The sequence below is a fragment of the Micromonospora trifolii genome (assembly GCF_022229005.1).
Lineage (GTDB): Bacteria > Actinomycetota > Actinomycetes > Mycobacteriales > Micromonosporaceae > Micromonospora > Micromonospora trifolii.
Genome location: NZ_JAKKFD010000053.1, coordinates 93,753 through 116,835, shown reverse-complemented (window position 1 = coordinate 116,835; position 23,083 = coordinate 93,753). Strand labels below are relative to the sequence as shown.

22 protein-coding genes are annotated in these 23,083 nt (G+C 71.5%); 9 read left to right on the top strand and 13 right to left on the bottom strand.

From position 1 onward, the window contains the following. Positions 1–160 precede the first annotated feature (160 nt). From NIE79_RS28515 to NIE79_RS28500, 4 genes are all read right to left on the bottom strand, one after another. Positions 161–490 carry a helix-turn-helix domain-containing protein gene (locus NIE79_RS28515; protein ID WP_238681518.1) on the bottom strand — a complete coding sequence of 110 codons (330 nt, stop codon included), beginning with the start codon at positions 488–490 and terminating at the stop codon, positions 161–163. A gap of 225 nt (positions 491–715) precedes the next feature. Further along, a complete protein-coding gene (locus NIE79_RS28510) occupies positions 716–1,465 on the bottom strand; it encodes an alpha/beta hydrolase (protein ID WP_238681517.1) in 750 nt (249 codons plus the stop codon). Positions 1,466–1,523: 58 nt separating this feature from the next. Further along, positions 1,524–2,093 carry a hypothetical protein gene (locus tag NIE79_RS28505; protein WP_238681516.1) on the bottom strand — a complete coding sequence of 190 codons (570 nt, stop codon included), beginning with the start codon at positions 2,091–2,093 and terminating at the stop codon, positions 1,524–1,526. A 121-nt stretch (positions 2,094–2,214) separates the two neighbouring features. Then, positions 2,215–2,808: a helix-turn-helix domain-containing protein gene (locus NIE79_RS28500; RefSeq protein ID WP_238681515.1), complete on the bottom strand. Its 594-nt coding sequence runs from the start codon at positions 2,806–2,808 to the stop codon at positions 2,215–2,217. 76 nt (positions 2,809–2,884) lie between these two features. Here NIE79_RS28500 and NIE79_RS28495 point away from each other — a divergent pair, with 76 nt between their 5' ends. From NIE79_RS28495 to NIE79_RS28485, 3 genes are all read left to right on the top strand, one after another. Further along, positions 2,885–4,459 (top strand): bifunctional NAD(P)/FAD-dependent oxidoreductase/class I SAM-dependent methyltransferase, encoded by a 1,575-nt coding sequence (locus tag NIE79_RS28495; RefSeq protein WP_238681514.1) that lies wholly within the window; start codon positions 2,885–2,887, stop codon positions 4,457–4,459. 247 nt (positions 4,460–4,706) lie between these two features. Further along, complete coding sequence (locus tag NIE79_RS28490; RefSeq protein WP_238681513.1) at positions 4,707–6,374, top strand: coiled-coil domain-containing protein; 1,668 nt, start codon at positions 4,707–4,709, stop codon at positions 6,372–6,374. Between the two features lie 229 nt (positions 6,375–6,603). Continuing rightward, on the top strand, positions 6,604–7,998 hold the full coding sequence (locus NIE79_RS28485) for a dihydrolipoyl dehydrogenase family protein (RefSeq protein ID WP_238681512.1): 1,395 nt from the start codon (positions 6,604–6,606) through the stop codon (positions 7,996–7,998). A gap of 31 nt (positions 7,999–8,029) precedes the next feature. Here the strand turns inward: NIE79_RS28485 and NIE79_RS28480 are convergent, their stop codons facing one another. Genes NIE79_RS28480 through NIE79_RS28470 form a run of 3 tightly spaced genes read right to left on the bottom strand, consistent with a single transcriptional unit; the run spans position 8,030 to position 10,656 of the window. Then, positions 8,030–8,797 (bottom strand): nucleotidyltransferase domain-containing protein, encoded by a 768-nt coding sequence (locus NIE79_RS28480; RefSeq protein WP_238681511.1) that lies wholly within the window; start codon positions 8,795–8,797, stop codon positions 8,030–8,032. Between the two features lie 36 nt (positions 8,798–8,833). Next, a complete protein-coding gene (locus NIE79_RS28475) occupies positions 8,834–10,174 on the bottom strand; it encodes a hypothetical protein (protein ID WP_238681510.1) in 1,341 nt (446 codons plus the stop codon). A 5-nt stretch (positions 10,175–10,179) separates the two neighbouring features. Then, complete coding sequence (locus NIE79_RS28470) at positions 10,180–10,656, bottom strand: hypothetical protein (protein WP_238681521.1); 477 nt, start codon at positions 10,654–10,656, stop codon at positions 10,180–10,182. Between the two features lie 103 nt (positions 10,657–10,759). Here NIE79_RS28470 and NIE79_RS28465 point away from each other — a divergent pair, with 103 nt between their 5' ends. Beyond that, positions 10,760–11,626: a copper resistance CopC family protein gene (locus NIE79_RS28465; RefSeq protein WP_238681509.1), complete on the top strand. Its 867-nt coding sequence runs from the start codon at positions 10,760–10,762 to the stop codon at positions 11,624–11,626. A gap of 249 nt (positions 11,627–11,875) precedes the next feature. Beyond that, positions 11,876–14,281, top strand: a complete 2,406-nt coding sequence (locus NIE79_RS28460) for an RICIN domain-containing protein (RefSeq protein ID WP_238681508.1) — start codon at positions 11,876–11,878, stop codon at positions 14,279–14,281. A 74-nt stretch (positions 14,282–14,355) separates the two neighbouring features. Here the strand turns inward: NIE79_RS28460 and NIE79_RS28455 are convergent, their stop codons facing one another. Continuing rightward, positions 14,356–15,315, bottom strand: coding sequence for a hypothetical protein (locus NIE79_RS28455; RefSeq protein WP_238681520.1), 960 nt, complete (start codon positions 15,313–15,315; stop codon positions 14,356–14,358). Positions 15,316–15,488: 173 nt separating this feature from the next. Further along, the gene (locus tag NIE79_RS28450; RefSeq protein WP_238681507.1) at positions 15,489–15,875 is read right to left on the bottom strand and encodes a DUF2267 domain-containing protein; all 387 of its coding nucleotides are present in this window, start codon (positions 15,873–15,875) and stop codon (positions 15,489–15,491) included. A gap of 180 nt (positions 15,876–16,055) precedes the next feature. On the opposite strand from NIE79_RS28450, the gene NIE79_RS28445 reads away from it, so the two are divergent. From NIE79_RS28445 to NIE79_RS28435, 3 genes are all read left to right on the top strand, one after another. After that, on the top strand, positions 16,056–16,388 hold the full coding sequence (locus NIE79_RS28445) for a nuclear transport factor 2 family protein (RefSeq protein ID WP_238669123.1): 333 nt from the start codon (positions 16,056–16,058) through the stop codon (positions 16,386–16,388). A 229-nt stretch (positions 16,389–16,617) separates the two neighbouring features. Then, positions 16,618–17,037 (top strand): ATP-binding protein, encoded by a 420-nt coding sequence (locus NIE79_RS28440; protein ID WP_238681506.1) that lies wholly within the window; start codon positions 16,618–16,620, stop codon positions 17,035–17,037. 105 nt (positions 17,038–17,142) lie between these two features. After that, positions 17,143–17,520: a nuclear transport factor 2 family protein gene (locus NIE79_RS28435; RefSeq protein ID WP_238681505.1), complete on the top strand. Its 378-nt coding sequence runs from the start codon at positions 17,143–17,145 to the stop codon at positions 17,518–17,520. Position 17,521: 1 nt separating this feature from the next. On the opposite strand, the gene NIE79_RS28430 is transcribed toward NIE79_RS28435, so the two are convergent. The 4 genes from NIE79_RS28430 to NIE79_RS28415 form a co-directional block, all read right to left on the bottom strand. After that, positions 17,522–18,049 carry a hypothetical protein gene (locus NIE79_RS28430; RefSeq protein WP_238681504.1) on the bottom strand — a complete coding sequence of 176 codons (528 nt, stop codon included), beginning with the start codon at positions 18,047–18,049 and terminating at the stop codon, positions 17,522–17,524. Positions 18,050–18,242: 193 nt separating this feature from the next. Further along, a complete protein-coding gene (locus NIE79_RS28425) occupies positions 18,243–18,713 on the bottom strand; it encodes a molybdenum cofactor biosysynthesis protein (protein WP_238681503.1) in 471 nt (156 codons plus the stop codon). A 102-nt stretch (positions 18,714–18,815) separates the two neighbouring features. Next, a complete protein-coding gene (locus tag NIE79_RS28420; RefSeq protein ID WP_238681502.1) occupies positions 18,816–20,918 on the bottom strand; it encodes a PQQ-dependent sugar dehydrogenase in 2,103 nt (700 codons plus the stop codon). A 37-nt stretch (positions 20,919–20,955) separates the two neighbouring features. After that, positions 20,956–21,903, bottom strand: coding sequence for a LamG-like jellyroll fold domain-containing protein (locus tag NIE79_RS28415; RefSeq protein WP_238681501.1), 948 nt, complete (start codon positions 21,901–21,903; stop codon positions 20,956–20,958). A 133-nt stretch (positions 21,904–22,036) separates the two neighbouring features. Here NIE79_RS28415 and NIE79_RS28410 point away from each other — a divergent pair, with 133 nt between their 5' ends. Then, the gene (locus tag NIE79_RS28410) at positions 22,037–23,071 is read left to right on the top strand and encodes a LacI family DNA-binding transcriptional regulator (protein WP_238681500.1); all 1,035 of its coding nucleotides are present in this window, start codon (positions 22,037–22,039) and stop codon (positions 23,069–23,071) included. Positions 23,072–23,083: the final 12 nt, after the last annotated feature.

Genomic DNA, 23,083 nt, shown 5'->3' with positions numbered 1-23,083 from the left:
CCCTGACCGATGGCCTGCATTCTCGACTTACTGCTTTCCATAGTAAGGTAACACCGTCACACGTGTGAGTGTTCACCAGCCTCCGGTACGTTATTGAACAGCTTTATTTTTCGTAATGGTACGGCGACGTCCGAGATCTACACTCTAGCCCGACACGACGCTATGCCGAGCTGTTCCTCAAGCCGCGGGCGAGAGCGTCCAGGCCGGTGTTGAACGCCTCTTTCGACACCTCACCCCACCACGGCGCCGCATCAGCCTTCGCAGCGTTCCACGCCTTACGCAGCCCGGCGAGCGACCACGGCAGCGACGGCGTCAGCAACTCATCCGGCACCCCATAAGAGCGCTCCGCAGCGCGCTGGTCCATGACCGCCTTGACCCGGGCGAGCGCCCAGTTGTGCGCCACTCGCGCAGCCCCGACATGCGCCCTCACGGCGCGTTCCTGACCCGGAGTGAGGTCGAGAGCGAACCGGTACGCCTGGATCGCCTTCACGTCAGGTCCCCCGTGACCGCCTCGACCGCGCGGCGGACACGGCCCGCGCCGGCGCGACGGCCGTATACCACCACCTGCCCAGCGTCCGGGACCGCGCCGGTCAACGGCTCACCGAACATAATCAGCCGGCCGAGCCGGCAGCGGGAACAGGCAAGGTCTCCGACTCGTGCCGCCGCCGCCTGGTCGCGTACGAGACGCCGGTAGCCGCCGCCCACTCCTTCAAGTTCACACCGTCACCAAAGTCGACTCCTGAGCACCCCTGATCGCGGACACGCCAGCAGTTACTCCCCCCACCGGTACGACCATGTCCTGGTCGCCTTGAATCAGCAGCATGGGCGGGGCCTGGTCGGTGACGTAGGTGATCGGACTGGCCGCCCGGCTCGCTTCCGGGTTCTTGACCAACGCCGCGCGGATCACCAGGGATTCGGGCGAGTCCGCCGCATTGTGGTCGATCGTCCCGGACGGATGCGCCTGCGACTGCATGGTCAGCAGGTTCGATGGCGCGTACCAGCAGACCGCCGCCTGGATGCCACTGTCGTCCTGGTCGTTCCCGTTCAGCGCGACCATCGAGGCCAGGTGCCCGCCGGCCGACTCGCCCCACACGCCGATCCACTCCCGGTCCACGCCCACCGTGTCGCCGTGGCGGCGAAGCCAACGCACCGCCGCCCTGACGTCGTCGAGTTGCGCGGGGAAGGGCCCTTCGCCGCTGAGCAGGTACTGCGCGGAGGCGACCGCGAATCCGGCTTGGATGGCGGCGGTGAAGGGGTCCGCCTCCATGAGCCAGTCCGCCGGGTGCTTGGGCGAGCCGAACAGCCAGGCGCCGCCGTGGATCCACACCAGGACCGGGACCGGTCGGGTGGCTTCCACCGGCACGACGAGATCCAACGTCACCGGGCGGAATCCCGGGGCCTCGTTGACGACGATGTCACGGTGCTCGATCCGATCGGTCCAGTGCCGGTGTGCCGCATCGGTCATCGCGCCATCCTCGCACCGACGGTTCCACGGTGCCTCCCACGGCGCGGTCGTCCCGCCGTCAGTCGGTGAAGGCACCCATGCGCTCCGCGCTCCAACGTCTCCTGGCCGCGTACCCGTACCAGCGACCCTCTGCCATCTCGAAACGCCACCGCATGATGGGCCCGGGGCGATAGGCGGCGAGAGTGATTCCCCACTGCCTCGCGAATTCCTCGCCGCCGGTGATCATGCGATCAATGTGGCCGGGCTTGAGCTCAAGATCACGCACGCCGGTCATGACCACCGCCAACTCCGCGATGCCCGGATGCGCGGGTTTGACGTCGTCGTCCGGCACCTCCCCCATCTCCTGAAGAATGCGCCGCGACACCTCGTCCGCCGGGACGCCGTACGACGCGTAGGTGTACCTCATCACCCGCTCGGCGAATTGGCGAATCTCGGCAGAGTTGCTTGGGTCTGGGTCGAGCCAGCGGAGCACGACCCGGAACATTCCCAGCAACACACCCCCCAAGGCTCTCCGGTCGAGGAACGCCCTGGGTTGCAGGCGACGCGACAGCGAACGATCTCCGAGCAGGACGGCGTGCCAGTAGTGGCCCTGCACCGTACTCAGTCCGCTCGCCCGCCGCGTGGTCATGCCAGCAGGGTACGAACAGACCACCAACGCGGATCTGCCAGCAGCCAAGACCGCCAATGATCGACACATCGACACAAGATTGCTGAAGTCGGGGTGTTCCGGCGGCCTGGATGCCCCGAGTTCATTGATCGCGTGTGGCGGCGGGGCGGGCGCGGACGTGCAGTCGCTCCCCCTGCGGTCCGAAGAGGCTGAGGGCTTCGGCGGTGCCGGGGCCGGGGTTGAAGAAGAGGTGCGGCGTGCGGGTGTCGAACTCGGCCACCTCCCCCGCGGTCAGCGTCAGATCACGGTCACCGAGCAGCAGCCGTAGCCGACCGGAGAGCACGTAGAGCCACTCGTACCCCTCGTGGGCCTGCGGGATTCGGCCCCCGGCGGACGGGTCCGGCGGGAAGATCTGCTTGAACGCCTGGACACCGCCCGGTCGGCGGGTCAGCGGCAGATACGTCACACCGTGGATGACTATCGGTTTGGGGCGTACCCGGGGGTCGCCGGTGGCGGGGGCGTCGACCAGTTCGTCCAGCGCCACCTGGTAGGCCCTCGCCAGCGGGAGCAGCAGCTCCAGGGTGGGGCGACGGCTGCCGGACTCCAGCCGGGACAGGGTGCTCACCGAGATGCCGGTCAGGTCGGCGAGCTGGGTCAGCGTGGTCCCGCGTTGGTGACGCAGGGCACGCAGCCGGGGGCCGACGGCCGCCAGCGCGGCGCTGTCCTCGTTTGCCATAACGGCAAGGATAGTTGCCACCTTGCCGGTGCCGACGGATGGTGGGCGCAGCCGACAGAGCACGAGGGAGATAGCAGTGGACGAGACATACGACGTGGTGGTGGTGGGTGGCGGCGCCGCCGGGCTCAGCGGAGCCCTGGCGCTGAGCCGGGCCCGACGGTCGGTACTGGTGATCGACTCGGGTGAGCCGCGCAACGCGCCGGCCGACCGGATACACAACTACCTCGGTCGGGAGGGGACGCCGCCGGGCGAACTGCTCGCCATCGGACGGGCCGAGGTGGCCGGGTACGGCGGGCAGTTCCGCACCGGGCGGGTGCAGGCCGCGACCCGGCACGACAACGGGTTCCAGCTGAGCCTCGACGGCGGGGAGTCGGTGCGGGCCCGCCGGCTGCTGGTGACCACCGGCCTGACCGACGAACTGCCCGACGTGCCCGGCCTCGCCCAGCGGTGGGGCCGCGACGTGCTGCACTGCCCGTACTGCCACGGGTGGGAGGTTCGGGACCAGCGGATCGGCGTCCTGGCGACCAGCCCGCTGAGCGTGCACCAGGCCGAGATGTGGCGTCAGTGGAGCCCCAGCGTGCTGCTCCTGCTGCACGACGCCCCGGCACCGGACGCGGAGACCGCCGAGCGGCTCGCCGCCCGCAGCATCGCTGTGGTGCCCGGCCCGGTCGCCGCGGTGGAGGTGACCGACGATGCTCTGACCGGCGTACGGCTCGCTGACGGCCGGGTGGTGGCACTCGACGCGATAGTGGTGGCGACGCGGCTGACTCCCCGCGCCGACGTGCTGGTGGGGTTGGGTCTGGCCCCGGAGGAGGTGACGATGGGTGAGCACGTCATCGGTGCCCAGGTCCCGACCGACGCCACCGGCGCCACGACCGTCCCGGGTGTCTGGGTGGCGGGCAACGTGGCCGACATCCGCGCTCAGGTGATCACGTCCGCCGGGGCCGGCCTGACCGCGGCGGCGGCGATCAACGCCGATCTCATCGCCGAGGAGACCCGGGACGCGGTGGCCGCGTACCGACAGCTGGTGGCCACGACGTTCGAGGAGCCGGCGTGGGAGGAGCGCTACCAGTCCCGGCCCACAGTGTGGAGTGGTCGGCCGAACCCGCAACTGGTCGCCGAGGTCACCGACCTGGCCCCGGGGCGCGCGCTGGACGTGGGCAGCGGCGAGGGCGCCGACGCGGTGTGGTTGGCCGAGCGCGGCTGGCAGGTGACGGCCGTGGACATCTCCAGCACGGCGCTGAGCCGGGCCGCCGCGCACGCCGAGGCCGTCGGCGTGGGTGACCGGATCGAGTTCACCCACGTCGACCTGCGGGACAAGCCGCCCACCGAGGAGGCGTACGACCTGGTGTCCGCGCAGTTCATGCACCTTCCGCCGGTGCAGCGGCGGGAGTTGTTCGGCCGGCTGGCCGCGGCGGTGGCGCCGGGCGGTGTCCTGCTGATCGTCGGGCACCACCCGTCGGACCTGTGGGGGTCGGCGCACCGGATGCACATGCCGGACATGATGTACACCGCGCAGGACGTGGCCGCCGATCTGGAGCCGGCCCAGTGGGAGGTGCTGGCGGCGGAGGAACGCTCCCGCCCCGTCACCAACCAGGACGGCGAGAACATCACCCACCACGACGCGGTCCTGGTCGCCCGCCGACGCTGACCTCGTGCCGAGGTGACCTGCGTCGATCATGGAGTTGTGGTGGACGACAAAGGTGGTGGAGCACCACCTTTCCGGCACCACGAGTCCATGATCGGCGCGGGATCGGGGCAACGCGGGTCGGCAACGTGAGAGGAGGTGGGGCAGGACTTCGCATGAGGTCCGCTCGGCGGTAGCGTTGCGCCACACTGACGGCCCGTGGGGCAGGCGACCGCCGACCCTGACGCCCCGATCGTACGGAGGATGGTGCATGTCCATCGGCGCTGAGCCGCACGCAGCACGCGACGATGCGGCCTCCCGGCCGAGCTTCGAGCTCGCCCTGCGCGGATACGACAAACGCCAGGTGGACCGGCACCTGGAGCAGCTCGACGGTCAGATCGCGATGCTGAGCGGGGAGCATGGGCGTTCCGCCGTCCGCGTCCGTGAACTGACCGCCGAGGTGCAGCGTCTGCGCGCCGAACTGGCCGAGCTTCAGGAGCAACCCGTGCAGGTGGACCGCGCCTCGTTCCACGATCTGGGCCCGATGGTCGGCGAGATCATGGCGCTCGCCGAGAAGCAGGCCGGCATCATCACCGAGTCGGCCACCGACCGCGCGAACGAGCTGCGCAGCGAGTCCGAGCGGATCCTCGCCGACACCCGTGAGCGGGCCGCGCAGGCACGTCAGGATCTGGCCGAGGAACTGGCCGCCCGGCGGACCGAGCAGGAGCAGGCGCACGAGGAACGGCGTACCCACGCCGAAGCCGAACTGACAGCGATCCGCGAGCACGCCGAGCAGTTGCGGGCCGACGGTGAGGCCGCGCACGAGCGCGCCCAGCACGAGGCCAAGCGGATCACCGAGCAGAGCGCGCAGCAGCTCAACCAGACCCGGGTCGCCGCCGACGCGCTGATGAAGTCGGCCCGTACCCAGATCCAGCAGGAACTCCAGTCGGCCCGCTCCAAGAACCAGCAGGAGATGGCCCAGTGGCAGGCCAGCGTGGAGCGAGAGGTCAACGAGCGGCGCACCGCCGCCGAGCAGGACATCGCCGAACAGCAGGCCGCCGCCGAGCAGGAGCTGGCCGAGCAGCGCAGCGCGACCGAGCAGCAGATCGCCGCGCTGCTGGCCGAGGCGCAGCAGCACGTGACCGAGCTGCGCAACCGCGCCGACGAGCAGGCCGCCAGCCATCAGCAGCAGCTCGCCACCCTGCAGAAGGAGCTTGCGGAGCGCCGGCAGGAGGCCGCCGAGCTGAACGCCGAGCTGGACACCGGCCGCCAGCAGCTCGCCGAGATCCGCCAGGAGGGCGAGACGCTGGAGAACGAGCTGTCCCGGATGCAGCAGCGACTCGGTGAGGTCCGCCGGGACCTGACCGCCGAGAGCGCCCGGCTGGACGAGGCCCGGCGTGCCGGGGACTCCGCCGAGCGGCACGCCAAGGAGGTCCGCGCCCGCGTACAGCGGGAAGCGAAGCGGGTGGCCGATCTCGCCGCCGCCGCGGTCATGGCCGCGGCAGCCGGCGGTACGGAGACCGCCGAATACCCGATGGTGGGTTCCCGCTCCAGTGCCGACCGACCCGCCCCCGAGCGGGTAGGCGTCGAGCGGCTCCACGTCGACCGCGTCGGCGTCGACCGGCACTCACCGGAGCGATCCACAGCGGACGATGCGGACGCCGACCGCACCCCGCTCAGCCCCGCGCCTGTCGACCGCGTCCCGGCCGAGAACGGCTATGTCGACCGGACCCCGGCCGAGCAGGCGAACGGCGAGCACGGCGACGCGTCGGCGGTGGCGGACGAGTCGACGGCGCCCGAGCGTACGGCTGCCCGGGAGGTGAGCGCCGACGACGCCGAGCCGACCTTCCCTCGGCACATCGGCACCGACGCACCGACGCCGGTGCCGTTCCTGGCCTTCGGGCAGCCGGTCAGCGAGAACGGCGCCGCCCGACACTGATTCCAGCTCAAGGAACGCCCCGTCCGCGCCGATCTTGCAGTCTCGGTCGCCGAGATGCGCGGAATGCCCCCTACGTCGGGACAGTAAGTGCAAGATCGCGGAATGGGGGCGGGCCGGGCGGATTCTGCGCGGAACCGGGTCGCCGTGCCCGCTTGAGCTGGCAGGCTGGGCTGGCCGCCGCGCACCAGCGGCGGCCGCCGGCCCGGCCGGTGACCGAGAGGAGCGCCCGGTGACCGACCAACCGGAGGAGTTCGACCTGCTCGTCGTCGGTGGCGGCAAGGCCGGCAAGACGCTCAGCATGGACGTCGCCCGATCCGGTCAGCGGGTCGCCATGGTCGAGCGCGGCATGATCGGCGGCAGCTGCATCAACGTCGCGTGCATCCCGACGAAGGCGCTGGTGACCAGCGCGCGGGCCGCCCGCCAACTGCGGGACGCGTCGGCGCTCGGCCTGGCGGTGGAGGGCGGCCGGGTCGACATCGACCTGTTGCGCGCGCACAAGCAGGACGTGGTCGAGGGGATGGTCGCCGCCAACCGGCAGCAGTTCCTCGACTCCGGCCTGCACCTGGTGATCGGCGATGCCCAGTTCGTCGGCCCACGGACCGTACGGGTGACACTCGCCGACGGCGGCGAGCGGCTGCTGCGCGGCAGCGACGTGGTGATCAACACGGGCACCCGCCCGCACCTGCCGTCGGTGCCCGGGATGGCCGAGGCCGGGGTGCTCACCAGCGACGAGTTGCTGCGCCTGGACCGGCTGCCGGCCCGACTGGTGGTGCTCGGCGGCGGCACCGTCGGTGTGGAGTTCGCGCAGATGTTCGCGTTGTTCGGCAGCGCGGTGACGCTGGTCGAGGGCGGTCCACGGCTGCTCACCCGCGAGGACCCCGACATCAGCGACGCGGTGATGCGCGTCTTCCTCGATGATGGCATCGACGTACGGGTGGGTGTGGCGGTCGCGCGGGTCGACCGGGAGGCCGACGGCTCGCTCCGGGTGACGCTGGACGACGGCAGCGTGGTGGTCGGCGACGACGTGCTGGTGGCCGCCGGCCGGGAACCGGTCACCGACGGAATCGGCCTGGACGTGGCCGGCGTACGGCTCAGCGAGCGGGGCTTCGTGCAGGTCGACGAGCACCTGCGCACCAGCGCCGAGCGCACCTGGGCGGCCGGGGACGTCGCCGGCAGCCCGCAGTTCACCCACGTCTCGCTGGACGACTACCGGATCATCCGGGCCAACCTCGCCGGAGGCCAGCGCAGCACCGCCGACCGGCTGATCCCGTACACCGTCTTCACCACCCCCGAGCTGGCGCGGATCGGACTGACCGAGACCGAGGCGCGCCACGCCGGGTACGACGTCCAGGTCGCCCACCTGCCGGTCGCCGCCATTCCCCGGGCACGCACCCTGCGCCAGACCCAGGGCATGTGGAAGGCGGTCATCGACACCGGCACCGACCGGATCCTCGGCGCGGCGTTGCTCGGCGCCGAGGCCGGTGAGGTGATCACCTCGGTGCAGTTGGCGATGCTCGCCGGAATGCCGTGGACCGCCCTGCGGGACGCCGTCATCACCCACCCGACCATGACCGAAGGGCTCAACCTGCTCTTCGCCTCGCTGGAGTCCCGCCCGGTCCGCTGAGCGCCGCCCGGCCCCGCAAACAGCGCGAGGGCTAGCCGGCGATCTCGTCGCGTACCCGTCGTTGGAAGGCGCGGGCCTGCGCCCCGGTGGGCGGCGGCCCGCCGTGCCGCGCGGCGACCGCCTGACCGATCACCTCGGCCTGGTCGCCGGCGTCGATCAGCCGCCGGCCGGCGGCCACCTTCGCCAACCAGACGCCGTCGCGGTGGCGCACCAGCGACCGGCAGGCGCCGAGTACGGCGTCCTCGGTGCCGGGCGCGGGTTGGTCGTCCGGCGGTGTGGGCAGGGCGAGCCACCAGGACAGCGCCTCGATGAGCAGCCGGCGCAGATCGGCCGGGGCGAGGTCGGCGAAGGCCTCCCCCGTCGGCGGGCCGAGCAGTGGGAGTCCACTCTGGTGCAGGATGCTGCGATCGAGGCCGTACCAGAATCGGCCGTCGGCGGGCGGGCGGTCGGCGGGGTCGAGGGTGCGCCGGAACGGCATGCCGGCCCCGGTGTTCAGTTCGACCTCGAAGCCGGGCTCCGGGGTGCCGGAGGCGGCCACCGCCCGGTCGTAGACGACAAGCTCCAGTCCGCGCGCGGGGCAGGGCAGTGCCTCGTGCCGCAGCCGGGCCACCAACGTCCGCTTGGCGGTGTCGGTGAGCGGCCCTGCGCTGAGCAGCGCCACGTCCACGTCGCTGCGGCCGGGCTGGTACGCCCCGAGCCCCACCGAGCCGGCCGCGTACGCACCGACCAGGTCGGCGCCGAGCACGTCCCGGGCGGTGGTGACGAGGTCGTCGAGGTAGCGCTGAAGATCGGAGTCCACGGGCCATCATGGCGCACGGGTCGGAGACCGGCGGGACTACCCCGCGTAGAGCAGCAGCAGACCGGCGACGGTGTAGGCGACCATCAGCGCCAGCAGGGGTAGTTGGCCGGCCACCGCCCGGGCCCGGGGGAACAGGTACAGGGCGCGGTCGTGGGCGAGCAGCGTGCCGAGCAGGTGCCCGAGGATGATGACGGTGATCTGGAGGGTCGCCACCCCGGAGGGCGTGATCAGCGCTGTCTGCGGTTCCCAGTCGGCGGTGCCGAGCCAGTTGGCGCCGGTGCCCAGGGGGTCGGAGAGCAACGCGACGGTGCGCTGGCCCTCCAGGATCAGCAGCGAGTAGTAGTGCGCCACCACGTACCCCACGGCGATCGGCACGATGGAGTGGGCGATCTCGCCCGGCACCCCGCGGGCCTCGGCCGTGTCGGCGCGACCGATGCGCGCCGCGGCGCCGGTGGCGGCAAGGTACGCCACCGCGACGGCGGCGATGACGAGGCTCAGACCGGCGCTGCCGGTGACAGCCGGGTGCAGGCCGTTCTCCTGGCTGAAGCGCAACCAGCCCGGCGCGTTGGAGAGGCTGTCGTACATTGTCGAGCCGAGCAGCACGATCACCACGGCGACCAGCCCGGGGCGGGGTCGCAGGCCGGCGATCCCGTCGAGCGGGTTGCGCCACACCAGGACGCCGTCGGCGGCCCGGCCGAGAGGGGCGAGCTGACCGATCACTGTGCTGTACGCCTCGAACGGGTCGGCGTGGTCGAACCAGCCGGCGCCGAACAGGACAGCGCCGGCCAGCAGGACCACCGCGTACCCGGCCAGCCAGGCGGTGATGACCGGCAGGGTGGCCCGGTCGGGGGCGACCAGTTCCAGCCAGACGAACCCGAACAGGGTGGCGGCGGCCGGCCACCAGCCGACGCTGTCGGGCAGCTCACGGAGGCCACGGTTCGGGTCGCGCCGCGCCGCCAGCGCTGCGAGCAGGTGCACCGTACGCAGCGGGTTGACCACCCGCCAGATCGGGCCGAGCAGCAGCGACAACGGGGCCAGTCCGACCCAGAGCAGCACGTAGAGCGCGCCGGCGGTGGGGTTGTCCGCGGTGTCCGGCCCGCCCAGCAGACCGAGGCAGAACCAGGCGGCGGCGAGCAGGCCGAGCCCGCGCAGCGCCCACCGGAACGCGGGTGCGTCGACGAGTCGGGCGAGCTGGCGGGGCACCGGGCGACCACCGGTGGCGTCCCGGTCGAGCCGGGGTTCGCGCCAGAGCAGGCCCAGCGCCACGAACGTGACGACGAGGGTCAGCGCGGCGGCGACGACGAGCTGCGGCAGCGTGATCGGCAGGTCCTGGCGGCCACCGACGCCGTGTGCCAGCACCGTGGGAGCGGCCGTCATGTGGTTCAGCGGACGACGAGCTGGAAGAGCACCAGCTCGGACTCGTGCGTCTCCACCTCGAACAGCCCGGTCTTGTCGGCGCGGAACTCCACCGAGCCGGGTGTGCCGGCCGGCAGCCGGGCACCCAGGTCGTAGCCGTGCACGTGCAATTCGTCGGCCACGTCCGAGATGACAGTGATCCGGATCAGCTGGCCCTTACTGACGGTGACCCGTCCGGTCGGCGGATCGACCCGCTTCTTCGCGATCGTGACGGTGATCTGTTTGTCGACCGCGGCGGTGCTGGCGGAGGCGCCGGGCGTGCCGGTGGCCGTCGGGGTCGGCGCGGTGGGGGTGGCGCTCGACGGGGCGGCGGACGTGGGAGCCGCCGAGGTGGTGGCCACGGAGGGGTCGTCGTCCTGCCCGCAACCGGCAAGGAGCAGGGCGCCGAGGGTGACGGCGGCGAGGGTGGCGGCGGTCCGGGCGGCGGGGGTACTGACGAACACGGGCGGACTCCGAACGACGCGAGGGGGACGGGTGTCGGGTTGATCGTCGGGGAGGAGAACTCTACGTCTTGTTCGGTGCCGGGGAAATGACCATGATGAACGAATGCGATCGAAGCTGGTCACTGTGCGTAAGGTCCTGAGCCGTGTCGTGGCGGCGTTGGCGGCGACCGTTGTGGTGTCGCTGCTGCTGCCGGTCGCCCCGGCGTCCGCGCACGGCCAGCTGGCGACCTCCACGCCGTTGAAGGGCACCGTCGTACGCGAGCCGCTGACCCAGTTGGCGTTGTACTTCACCGAGAAACCCGCGTCCAACGCACACTTCGCCATCAGCGGTCCGGACGGGTCGCGAGTGGACAACGGGTGGTCCTACGGTGAGCCGAAGCGGCTGGACAAGCCGGTCACCGAATACTTCATGGTCAACGGTGTGTTCGAGCCACGGCTCTACCACACCGGTTTCCCGGCCATGGTGACAGTCGCGCACTGGCCGGCGAAGGGCCGCTACACCGCGAGCTACCTCTCCGTCGCCTCGGACGGTGAGGCGGTGCGGGGCGAGGTGACCTTCGACTACCAGGGCCCGGGCACGCCGGCCCCGGCCGGCTGGTCGGTGCCCACGGCGGGGCCGGATCCGGCGCTGCTCGCCCAGGCCGAGGGCGAGGGCTCGACCAACCCCGGGGCCACCGGAAGCCCGGTCGCCCCCACCGGCGCTCCGGCGAGCGAGCCCGCCGGCGCCGCCGAGGAGCAGCGCGACGGCGGGTTCCCGGCCTGGCTGATCCCGGCCCTGATCGTCGTGACTGTCGCAGTGCTCGTGTTGGTTGCGGCCCGCCGTCGGCCTGCGGTGCGCGGAGCCTCCACTGCGGACCGCCGACCAGTCGGCGGCGCGAGCCGGGGCGGCACCTCGACCCGCAAGTCCGCCAACCCGACTCGGAAGAGCGGCAACCGGACGGGTGGTCCGACGCGGCGCGGACGGCGGTAGACCGTCGCAAATACCCGGGCATTTTGCGCGTACCATCGCGAACTTTCGCACGGACATTGGGAACTTTTGATGTATCGAGGCGAAGCCATGGACAGTCCAATCGAAACGCCTTAATGTTCCGAGCCATCCACCCGGTGTTTCCGCAACGTCACTCGTCGGCGTCGAGGACGTTACGGAGCCGGGCCGACGGTCATCCTCACCGCTGATCCACGCCGACCGTCGGACACTCCACTGCCTCCTGGAGGAACGATGGGCACACGCCTGCTACGCCGACTCCACCATCCCGTCCTGGGTGCGCTGGCACTCGTCCTCGCCGCCGGTCTCTGGGCCGTCCCCGCGAACGCGGCCCCCGCACAGGAACCGGGCGTCACGCTGCGCGTCTTCGACGTGCAGGTGCCGCTGTCCGAGTTGTGCACCCTGAAGCCCGCCCAGACCCCCAACGTGGACAAGCTGATGTCCACCATCAACTGGACCTCGGCGGCCGACTTCGGCTTCGAGGACAACTTCGTCTCGCAGGTGCTCGGCAACATCACCACCACCCAGGCCGGCAGCTACACCTTCCGGCTCAGCAGCGACGACGGCTCCAAGCTGTCGATCGACGACGCCGTGGTGATCAACCACGACGGCCTGCACGGCGCGACCCCGCCCAAGGAGGGCACTGTCACCCTCACCGCCGGCCTTCACCCGCTGCGCATCGACCACTTCGAGCGTGGGGGTGGGCAGCAGATCACCCTGGAGTGGAAGACTCCCGGTTCGTCGACCTTCGTGGTCGTACCGAACTCGGCGCTGAGCACCGACGCCGGCGTGGTCCGCGTGACCGCACCCGGACGCAAGGAGTGCGAGGGCGTCTCCGACACCCCCGGTGACGGCCTGCCGCTGACCGGCGTGCACCCCGGCTACGCGCTGACCAACCTGCGGCCCAGCGGCTTCCAGCCGAAGGTCACCGGCATGGACTGGCTGGCCGACGGCCGGCTGGTCATCAGCACCTGGGGCGGCAGCGACCAGTCCGGCACCTCCCAGGACGGCGAGGTCTGGATCCTCGGCAACACCGGCGGAGCGACGAGCCCGGGCACCGTGACCACCAAGAAGATCGCCGGCGGCCTCAAGGAACCGATGGGGCTCAAGGTCGTCGACGGGGTCGTCTACGTGACCGAGAAGCAGCGCTTGACCCGGCTGGTGAACACCGGCGGCGACGAGGTGGCCGAGCGTCTGGAGACCGTCGCCACCTGGCCGTACGGGGGCAACTTCCACGAGTTCGCGTTCGGCCTGCTCTACCAGGACGGGTTCTTCTATCTGAACCTGTCGGTGTCGATCAACTCCGGCGGCGCCACCACCAACCCGCAGCCCGCCACCAACCGGGGCACCACCCTCAAGGTCAACAAGGACACCGGTGCGGTCAGCTACGTCGCCGGCGGCCTGCGGACGCCCCACGGCATCGGCTGGGGCCCGGAGGGCGGCATCTTCGTCACCGACAACCAGGGCGGCTGGCTGCCCTCGTCGAAGCTGGTGCACGTCAAGCAGGGCCGGTTCTTCAACCACTTCACCAACCCGGCGGGTCCGTTCGACACCGCTGCGGTCACGCAGCCGGTGCTCTGGATGCCGCAGAACGAGATCGCCAACTCGCCCAGCACGCCGCTCTACCTGACCAGCGGTCGCTACGCCGGCCAGTTCGTCATCGGCGACGTGACCTACGGCGGCCTGCAACGGGCGAATGTGGAAAAGGTCAACGGTGAGTACCAGGGCGCTTTGTTCCGGCTCACCCAGGGCCTGGAGGCGGGTGTCTCCGAGGTCAACGTCGGCCCGGACGGCGCGATCTACGTCGGCGGGCTCGGCGCGGGCGGCAACTGGGGCCAGACCGGCAAGCTGTCGTACGGCCTGCAGAAGCTCACCCCGAACACCGCCACCACGTTCGAGATGCTCGCGATGCGCGCCACCACGACCGGCTTCGAGGTGGAGTACACCCAGCCGGTGTCGACGGCGACCGCCACCGACCTGGCCGCGCGCTACAAGCTCAAGCAGTGGCGGTACGTGGCGACGTCGAACTACGGCGGTCCGAAGATCGACGAGGAGACCCTGACCGTCACCTCGGCCACCCTGTCGGCGGACGGCAAGAAGGTCAGCCTCACGGTGCCCGGTCGCAAGGCTGGCAGGGTGGTGTACCTGCGGTCGCCGCGCCCGTTCACCTCCACCAGCGGCCAGTCCCTGTGGAGCACCGAGGCGTGGTACACGCTCAACTCGATCCCGGGCAGTCCTCCGCCGCCGACCGGCGGCACCATCACCGGCGTCGGTGGCAAGTGCCTGGACGTCGACAACGCGGGCACCGCGGACGGCACGAAGATCCAGCTCTGGACCTGCAACGGCACCACCGCGCAGTCGTGGACGAAGGTCGGCGATACGTACCGGGTGCTGGGCAAGTGCCTGGACGTGGACAACGGCGGCACCGCCAACGGCACGAAGGTTCAGCTCTGGACCTGCAACGGCAGCGGCGCGCAGGTCTGGCAGCCGCAGTCCGACGGGTCGATCCGCAACCCGCAGTCCGGCAAGGTCCTGGAGGCCGCGGGCGGTAGCAGTGCCGACCGCACCCAGATCCAACTCGGCACGTACGCGGGCGGCGCACACCAGAAGTGGGTGGTCAGCAGCGGGGTAACCGGCTGACCTCGGACGAAGGGGCGTGGTCTGACCGGCGGGTCAGGCCACGCCCCAGCCGTCCGTCGTGCGGGAACCGCCGCTCAGCGGAACAGCACCGGCCGGTTCCCCCGGGCGCCCACGAGGTGGCCCCGGATGTTGATGTCCTCGATCGAGTCGGTCTCCCACACGCCTCGGGTGGTCAGGTCGGTCATCACCCCGTTGCGCCAGAGAAACGGGCGCCACGCGGCGGTGGTGGTGCTCTGGCCCACCACAGCGCCCCGGTCGTTGATCGCGGTGGCGCGGCTCCAGTAGCCACCGAGCGTGCCGAGGTCGGTCAGTGTCCCGTTCTGCCAGCGGAACGCCCGCCCGTTCGCCGCGCCCACCACCTGGCCCCGGTTGTTGACCCCGATGGCCTCGCTGCCGATCTGGGTGAAGACGCCGTCGCGCAGGAGACCGCCGACGCAGGTGCACGGGTAGTCCTGCGGCGGGACGTTGAACCCGCCCACCACGTCGCCCGCGTTGTTGAAGTCGGTGGTGAACTCGTAGAAGTACTCCCGACCCAGGTCGGTGAAGACACCGTTGCGCCACAGGAAGCGGTGCGGCATCTCGCCGGCCGGCTCGCTGGTGCCGAGCACCTGCCGCCGGTCGTTGACGCCGATCGCCACGCTGTTCTCCCCGCCCAGGGTGCCCAGGTCGTGGAGCTGACCGTCGCGCCAGAGCACAGCGCGGGTCAGATAGTCCGAGCCGAAGGAGGTGATCGCCACGTCACCGAACTCGTTGACGTCCACCGCGCTGGAATCCGTGTCGCCCGGCAGCACGCCCAGGTCGGTGATGACACCGTGGCGCCAGAGCACGGCGTGCCGGGCGCCGCTGGCGACTGTGCTCCAACCGACGATGTCGCCGCGGTCGTTCATCGCCGTCGCAGCGCCGTCACCTCCGCCCAGAGTGCCGAGGTCGACGACCCGGTAGCTGTGCGGGGACGCGGCGACGGGAGCCGGAGCGAGAGTGATCAGCGCGACGACTGTCGTCGCCGCGGTCAGCAGGGGACGCGGGGACACCATGGACGCCAAGGGGGACGCTCCTCGGATCGGAGCGGCGACGACCCGGCGGACGGGCGCGGGACCACCACCACTGCGCGTTCGATCGGTAACGCACAGTAGATCCGGTGTCGTGGCGGCGCGCCACTGACCGAACGGTCACCGACGCCCGGGGCGTCCAGCTGTGGAGGCGTCGGTCAGGGGCCGTGCGGCAGCGGCTGCGCCAGTGCCCGCAGATCCGCCGGGAGTTGGGCCAGGGCGTCCTCGAACTCCCGGTGCCCGACCACCCGATGCATCGTCTGGAGCACCGCGCGGGTGCCCCGCTCGGCGGCCGGACGGTCGATCCCGGCGCGGTCGGCCACCCGACGCAGGAACTCGTCGTAGCCGAACGTCTCCGGCGGCTCGGCGGCCTTGACCAGCAGCGGGCTCAGCTCGGCGGCCAGGTGGGGGGCCAACGCGCCCGCCTCCCCGCCGCTGAGCCGCTCGGTGAGGGTCCGCAGGACCGCCTCGGTGAGCGGGCGCGCCTGCTCCGGCGGGAGACCCGCCCTTGCCGCAACCTTGTCGACGAACGCCAGCTCGGCCATGCCCCCGCCCTTCGCTTTCGGAAACGCGTGGCTACCCGGGCCCACCGGCAGCAAACCCGGCAGGCGCAGCGGAATGGTTCTGCTGGTTGCTCCGCGCGGTGCCGTCCGCTTCTCGTACGGTGAGGTCGGACCGGGAACCCGACGGCTGCCCGACGGCGGCCCGTGCCGCAGGAGGAGCAGATGGCCCTCGACCTGCCCGACGTGATCGACAGGTACTTCCGGGCCGTCAACGACCGGGACCTGGACGCCTTCGTCGCCTGCTTCGCGGACACCGCGAGCGTCGCCGACGAGGACCGGCTGTACGACGGGCGGGCCTCGATCCGCGCCTGGCGGCAGAAGACGATGGACGCCTACTCGTACACGGCCGAGCCGGTCCGGGTCACGTCGCAGGCGGGCGACTCGTACCTGGCGCTCACCCGGGTGTCCGGTGACTTCCCCGGCAGCCCGATCGAGCTGCGGTACCGGTTCACGCTGCGCGACGGGTTGATCGGCGCCCTGGACATCCGCCCCTGACGACGAGTGCCGCCGTCGGAGCGGCGAGGCTGGTCGGGGCGGCCCGCCGGTGATCAACCGCCGAACGGACGAGACAGTCAAGAGGTCAGTGGGTGACATGATGTGGCGACAACAGCTGTCGCTACGAGAAGGGTTCCCGCTGCCCGATGGCGCACTTCGAGGCTCGCACGCCCACGACACCCGCGCGGAACGCGGTGCCGCTGGCCGGGCAGCCGCATCGGGCGGGCTGATGCCTGGCGAGCGACGGGAAACCGTGGCCGAGCAGAGTGTCCCCACCCACGCCGCGGACACCATGTCGTATCAGGTCGCTACCGACATACGAGCGCTGCGCGCGTTCGTCAGCGCCGGCGCGCTGGCCCGCGGCCTGTCGGCCGAGCGGGTGGAGCTGTTGACGCTGGCGGTCAGCGAACTGGCCACCAACACGTTGCAGCACACCACCGGCGGCGGCTGGGTACGGCTCTGGGCCGAGCCGGGTCAGCTGCTCTGCGACGTGGTCGACCGGGGGCCGACGCGGGCGTTCGGCCGGAGCATGCCGGCCGCCGACTCGGTACGGGGTCGCGGGCTGGCTATCGTGGAGCAGATCTGTGACGAGGTAGCGGTGCTCAGCGGCCCCGGGCAGACCGTCGTACGGATTCGCCTGAGTCTGTGAACGTCGGCGGCGATCCCTCCCCGCCCGGGCCAGGTTCGCTGCCACAATGCGGACAGCCCGGGCCGACGGTGGCACCGGGTCGGACCCGAACGGGAGGACGCCACAATGCCGGACAGCGCACGCGAGGCTGAGCTGCTCGACGCCGAGCGCACCCTCCAGGCCGCCCAGCGGGCCGGCGACGTCGCCGCCCTCGATCAGCTGCTGGTCGACCAGCTGATCGCCATCGGCCCGGACGGGCGTACCCACACCAAGCAGGATGACCTGGCCGCCCACCGGGACCGCCGCTCGGTCATCGAGGAGTTGGTGGAGGAGGAGTTGGATCTGCTCGTCGTCGGGGCGACGGGGGTGACGTTCTTCCTGGGCCGGGTGTCCGGCGTCTCCGAGGGTGCGCCGTTCGCGGCGCGGCTGCGCTACACCCGGACGTGGGTCCACGACGACCCGCACGGCTGGCGGGTGTTGGCCGCACACATCAGCCCGGTCTGACTCAGCTCCCGTCCTCGTCGTCCTCGTCGAGGAGGCCCTGCTCGTCGAGGAACGCGAACCACCTGTCGTCGGCGGGGGTCAGGTCGGCGTAGCCCGGCCCGAGCAGGTAGTAGTCCACGAAGGATTCCACGTCGGGGGCGAGCTCCTCGAACGCGTCGGACATGAACCACTCGGTGCCGGTGGGTGGGAAGTACCAGATCGCTCCCGTGCCACGATCCATGAAGATCGGCTCGTCGCTGCGAACGCCGACCACCAGCCAGCCCGGCCGGTCCTGCGGGATGGACGAGAAGTCCGGGGCGTAGTCCAGGTGGTACTGGATTCCCGCGAGGGTCGACGAGGACGCCAGCTCGACCCGACCCGCCCGCAGCCCGTCGGCCACCAGCAGGAGGTCCCGCAGGTCGGCCGGGAGCCCCGCCGGTACGGCGTCGATGGCCGCCCCCTCGCCGAACTCGGCGTAGGCCAGGCTGTCCGGCAGATCGGCCAGCTCAGCCCGCAGCTCCTCGATGAGCTGCCGCAGCTCGAGGTTCACCGCATCACCTCTGTTCGGATGAGGTCCCGTCCGGCAATGCCCCCGGCTGCCCGGAGACCGGCGAGCCGATGTGCGGTTTGGTTCTACCACGCACCAGCTCGCCGGGGCGCCACCTCGCCGAATCCGCCAACCGGGTGGCAACGCGGCGCTCACACCAACGGCGGCTGCTCGGCGCCGACGTCCAGCCCTTTCCTCAGCTCACGACGGCGTCGATAGCGCCGACGCGCAGGGTGCCGTCGTTGAGGGGCGTACAGCGGATGCCACCGGTGGTGCGCAGCGCCTTCCACGTCCCCGGGCCGACGGTGACGTCCATCCAGGCGCACGGCCGGGCCGCCCGGTTGACCCGCAGGCTGACCGGGCCGTCGCCGGAGTCCAGCACCAGCACTCTGCCGATCAGCTCGTCCACGGCGATCCCGGTGGTGAGGATGTTGCGTCGTACCTCGGCCAGGCCGATGCCGGCCGGTAGCGACTCCTGGGCGATGACTGTGACGCTGGCGTCGCGGTGCGCCTGCTGGCCGAAGTACCGGTCGCCGACGATGCCGAGGCCGGCCCGGATCCGGACGGCGTCGACCAGCTCACCGGGCGGCGCCGGGGCCGGGCCGTCGGAGGGCCGGCCCAGGAAGCGGTGCACGGGCGAGGCCAGCAACTCGACGATCTCCGGCATGGCAGGAATTCTACGAACCGGACCGGGCCTGCCGGGGCAGGTCGACGGATGAGCCGGTGGGGACGGCGGCGCGAGCGTCGCCGTCCCCACCGCTCCCCCGGTTCAGGCCGGCGTGCCGGTGAGGGTCAGGTTGCGCAGTCGGCCCACGTTGTCGAACGAGCCGAAGCCGACCCGTCCCGAGCCGAACGTGGTGTCCCTCGCGGTCAGCAGCGGGTCGCGGTGCCCGTCGACGTAGACGGCGATCTCGCCGGTGGCCGGCAGGTGCACCACCCGGACGCGGTGCCACAGGGCATCGGTGATCGCCGGGTTGGCGCCCCGGGACCGGCCGTTCCACTGGTGGTCGATGCGCTCCCGGTCGGCGTTGTCCACCTTGAAGATGCCGTTGTGCGGATAGATCGTGTTGTCAGTGGAGAGATGGGCGTAGTAGAACTCGGTGTCCGAGCGCCAGCCGAAGACGATGATCACGTCCCGGTTGGTGACCTCCACCGGCGTGTCGAGTCGTACCTGGGCGTCGACCCGCACCGACGACCACGCCGGGCCGTTGGTCAGCACCGCGTACTCGAAGGGCCGGCGCGGACCCGGCCGGCTCTCCCCGGCCTCGGCCAGGATGACCTGGTCGCCTGTGAACTGCCACTTCGCCGGCGTCACCGGCGCCCAGTTCGCGGCCCCAGCGGTGCGGCGCAGTGTGACGTCCCCGACGTCGCCGCTGGCGAACTCCCTGGTGCCGGTCACCTTCCACACCTTTCCGTTGGCCTTCGCGACGACGTAGAGCTCGCCGGCGGCGTCGGTGCCGAAGCGCAGGTCCACCCGGTTGGGGTCACCGGGCGCGCCCGGGGCGGACAGGTCGCGCATCCGGACCGGGGTGCCCGCCGCGTCGAAGAGCGCGAGCTGGTGGATGGTGGCCAGCCCTCGGCCCCGGCGCATCTCGTTGGCCTCGGTGTAGAGCACCCGGCCGTCGACGAGGTCGCCGAAGACGTACTTGCCGCGCAGCGCGGGCAGCGCCCGCCCCCGGTAGACGAAACCGCCAGCCACAGCGACACCGACGTCGTCGGTGCAGTTCCAGCCGGCCGCGGGGTCGTGGTCGTACGCGGCGACGGGGTAGGTGTAGCCGTACCTGTCGTCGTCGGCGGGCAGCGGGAGCAGCCGGTCGCACGGGTTCGTGGCCGTCTTGTCGAAAATGAATGAGCCCTCGCGCTCGCTCCAGCCGAAGTTGTCCCCGGCGCGGACCTCGTAGATGGCCTCGACGGCGTGTTCACCGATGTGTCCGAGGTACATCCGGCCGGTCGCCCGGTCCCAGCTGAACCGGTGCGGGTCCCGGAAACCCACGGCGTACAGCTCGCCGAGCGCGCCGGCCCGGCCGACGAACGGGTTCCCGGCTGGGATGCCGTAGCGCCCGTTGGCGGACTTGGTGCCCCGGGGGTCGATCCGCAGCAGCTTGCCGTGGGGCAGTGCCAGGTTCTGCGGGTCGGTGTTGCGCGCGCCCTGGCCACCGTCGCCGACGGCGAGGTACAGCAGACCGTAGTCGCGGTCGTGACGCTTGGCAGTGGGGTTGAAGTTGATCTCCTGGATGCCGTGCACCTGGCCGCCGAAGCCGATGCGCAGCACCTCGCGGTGGGTGCCGGCGAAGGTGTCGGCGGCCGGATCGGTGGCCGTCCACTCGGTGATGACACCGTGGAAGAGCGCGTTGGGCTGGGCATAGTCCGGGATGGCGGTCGTCGTCGACGCCAACTCGGTGTGGATGGTGTAGAAGCGGCCGTTCACACCGAACTCCGGGTGGAACGCGACGTACCCGAAGCCCTGGCCGAGCCCACGACCGGAGAAGAACCGCGGCGCGAACGTCGCCGCCACGTCCAGGTAGACGTGCGGCACGCCGCCCTCGACCAGGTAGAGGCTGCCGTTGAGGTCGGGCACCGCCCGCCGGCCGGAGCCGTCGGGCACCTCCATGATGGTGTTGATCCGCGCGGTACGCATGAGCCGCGCGTCGGTCGGCGCCGGCGTCGGGTACGACTGCGGGAAGCTGGCGTACTCGCTGAGGACCAGCCCGAGTCGGGACTGGACCGGCATCTCGGGGATGGGGTCGTCGACAGCGTCGGCGGCCCGCGCGGGCGAGGCGACCAGTGTGGACAGGATCAGCACGAGGGCGGTGAGGCCGGCCCTCACTGTGGGCCGGCGGGCGGTGCCGGCGCGGCGGTGCAGGGTGCGCACGCGTGTCTCCTTCTCGGTGGGACGGTGCCGAGGGTGGTCAGCGGGCAAGGTGGCGGTACTGCCTCCGCACGTCGTTCGCGGAGACCACACTGTCGAGGAACATCAGGCCGTCCATCCGGCAGTCGCACGGGTTGCGCTCAACTGTGTCCTGCGGGAAGCTGCCGCCGATCTTGATGCCCCGGGGGTCGGACGCGGTGGTCACGTGTGGGCCCGGCCCGGACACCAGCCACGGGTCGTCGGCCCGGGTGTAGAAGCCGTCCACCGGTTCGCCGTCGCGGTAGAGGGCGAGCGCGCCGGTGTCGAAGTCGAAGGTGGCGGCCAGGTGCACCCACTCCCCCACCGGCAGCAGCTCGCGCCAGTCCCGGGTGGCGGCGAAGGTCTGCGAGTTGCCGCCGTCGAGCCGCCGGCCGAGCGCGACGAGGCGCAACTCCCCGTCGACGTCGATCAGCTCCAGCAGGGCGCGGACGCCGTGGCCGTCGGAGTCGCCGGTCAGCACTCCGGCCAGCCCGATCGCGTTGTACCTGTCGCCCGGGTCGGCGGTGGTGGAGTTGGGCAGGGGGCTGTCCATGTTCAGCTTGAACCAGCCCATGACCGTGGTGCCCGCTGTGGCGCTGAAGGGCCGCAACGTCCGCACCCCGCTGGCCGACCAGGTGCCGGCCTTCCAGTCGTCGTTGCCGGCGACGGCGGGGTCGACCTGGCGGGTCTGCACCGCGTTGCGGCTGCCCCGGTAGGCCCGGTCCGGCACCCGCATGGCGGCGCCGCCGTTGATCAGCTCGATCTCGGTGCCGGACCGCCCCTGGTCGCGTTCGAGGGCGGGGTCGCCGGGCACCGGGTGGTCGAAGTCGTACGCGGCGACCAGGTGCGCGCGCAGCGCCGGGTGGACGTCGTGCGAGAGGCTGCGATCCGCCTGCGCCGGTGGCGCGCTGGCGCCGGTCAGTGCGCCGATCGCCAGGAGGGAGACGGCCGCTCGTCGGGCCCTGGACATGGCTGTCACCTCGTTTCGCGGCATACCGGATGCCGGTCACGTAAGCGCTTACGAAAGCGCTTACGTACCCTAGGCTTCGATCGATGTCGCTCGCAACAGATCGGGTGACATGAATGTTCTCGGAGGGTTGCCGATGCCCAGGGCCAGCCACCGGCCGCGCCTCGTGGACGTCGCCCAACACGCCGCCGTCTCGCTGGCGACCGCCTCCCGCGCCCTCGCCGGCCGTGAGGGGGTCAGCACCGAGGTCGCCGACCGGATCCGGCAGATCGCCAGTGAGCTGGGCTACGTGGCCAACCCGTACGCCCGCACCCTGGCCAGCGGGGCCACCTCCACCGTGGGGTTGATCGTCCATCAGGTCGACGACCCGTACTTCTCCGAGATCGCCGCCGGTGTCATCCAGCTCGCCGCCGAGCAGGGGCTGCTGGTGCAGATCTGCCAGTCCGGCCGCGACCCCGGCTACGAGCTGCAACAGTTGCGCCACCTGATCGCCCAGCGGGTCGGTATCGTCCTGATCAGCGGTTCCGGCTACGACGACCCACGGATGGAGAGCGCGGCCCGCGCCGAACTGGACGCGTTCCAGGACCACGGCGGACGGGCCGCCGCCATCGGACGACACGCGCTCGGCGTCGACGCCGTGCTGCCGGACAACGAGGCCGGCGGCCATGCCCTCGGCCAGCACCTGATGGATCTCGGCCACCGGCGGATCGCTGTCGCCGCGGGCAGCGCCGGCCTCACCACCGTCGCCGACCGGCTGGCCGGGGTGTCGTCGGCCCTGCGGCAGCGCGGCCGGTCCCCCGCCGACCTCGTCGTCGTGCACAGCGACTTCACCCGCGGCGGTGGGCGCGCCGCCGCCGAGCAGATCCTCAACGAGCATCCCGAGACGACGGCGATCGTCGCGCTCAACGACGTGATGGCCATGGGCGTGCTGTCGACGCTGCGGTCCCGCCGCGTGCCGGTGCCCGCGCGGATGTCAGTGGTCGGCTTCGACGACGTCTCCGTGGCGGCCGACCTCGCGCCCAGCCTCACCACCATTCGTCTGCCGATGACCGAGATGGGCCGCACGGCACTCACCCTCGCGCTCAAGCCGCGCACGACACGCCCGCGCCGCCGCCCCACCGGGCACCTGCTGATCGTGCGCGACTCGACCGGGCCCGCACCGAGGACCTGACCGGCGCCGCGC

What these genes read in the sequence shown, in the direction of transcription:
- NIE79_RS28410 (WP_238681500.1), top strand. Translation starts at nt 22,037, where the DNA reads ATGCCCAGGGCCAGCCACCGGCCGCGCCTCGTGGACGTCGCCCAACAC.
- NIE79_RS28415 (WP_238681501.1), bottom strand. Translation starts at nt 21,903, where the DNA reads ATGTCCAGGGCCCGACGAGCGGCCGTCTCCCTCCTGGCGATCGGCGCA.
- NIE79_RS28490 (WP_238681513.1), top strand. Translation starts at nt 4,707, where the DNA reads ATGTCCATCGGCGCTGAGCCGCACGCAGCACGCGACGATGCGGCCTCC.
- NIE79_RS28500 (WP_238681515.1), bottom strand. Translation starts at nt 2,808, where the DNA reads ATGGCAAACGAGGACAGCGCCGCGCTGGCGGCCGTCGGCCCCCGGCTG.
- NIE79_RS28450 (WP_238681507.1), bottom strand. Translation starts at nt 15,875, where the DNA reads ATGGCCGAGCTGGCGTTCGTCGACAAGGTTGCGGCAAGGGCGGGTCTC.
- NIE79_RS28505 (WP_238681516.1), bottom strand. Translation starts at nt 2,093, where the DNA reads ATGACCACGCGGCGGGCGAGCGGACTGAGTACGGTGCAGGGCCACTAC.
- NIE79_RS28455 (WP_238681520.1), bottom strand. Translation starts at nt 15,315, where the DNA reads ATGGTGTCCCCGCGTCCCCTGCTGACCGCGGCGACGACAGTCGTCGCG.
- NIE79_RS28440 (WP_238681506.1), top strand. Translation starts at nt 16,618, where the DNA reads ATGCCTGGCGAGCGACGGGAAACCGTGGCCGAGCAGAGTGTCCCCACC.
- NIE79_RS28435 (WP_238681505.1), top strand. Translation starts at nt 17,143, where the DNA reads ATGCCGGACAGCGCACGCGAGGCTGAGCTGCTCGACGCCGAGCGCACC.
- NIE79_RS28465 (WP_238681509.1), top strand. Translation starts at nt 10,760, where the DNA reads ATGCGATCGAAGCTGGTCACTGTGCGTAAGGTCCTGAGCCGTGTCGTG.
- NIE79_RS28475 (WP_238681510.1), bottom strand. Translation starts at nt 10,174, where the DNA reads ATGACGGCCGCTCCCACGGTGCTGGCACACGGCGTCGGTGGCCGCCAG.
- NIE79_RS28425 (WP_238681503.1), bottom strand. Translation starts at nt 18,713, where the DNA reads ATGCCGGAGATCGTCGAGTTGCTGGCCTCGCCCGTGCACCGCTTCCTG.
- NIE79_RS28510 (WP_238681517.1), bottom strand. Translation starts at nt 1,465, where the DNA reads ATGACCGATGCGGCACACCGGCACTGGACCGATCGGATCGAGCACCGT.
- NIE79_RS28460 (WP_238681508.1), top strand. Translation starts at nt 11,876, where the DNA reads ATGGGCACACGCCTGCTACGCCGACTCCACCATCCCGTCCTGGGTGCG.
- NIE79_RS28445 (WP_238669123.1), top strand. Translation starts at nt 16,056, where the DNA reads ATGGCCCTCGACCTGCCCGACGTGATCGACAGGTACTTCCGGGCCGTC.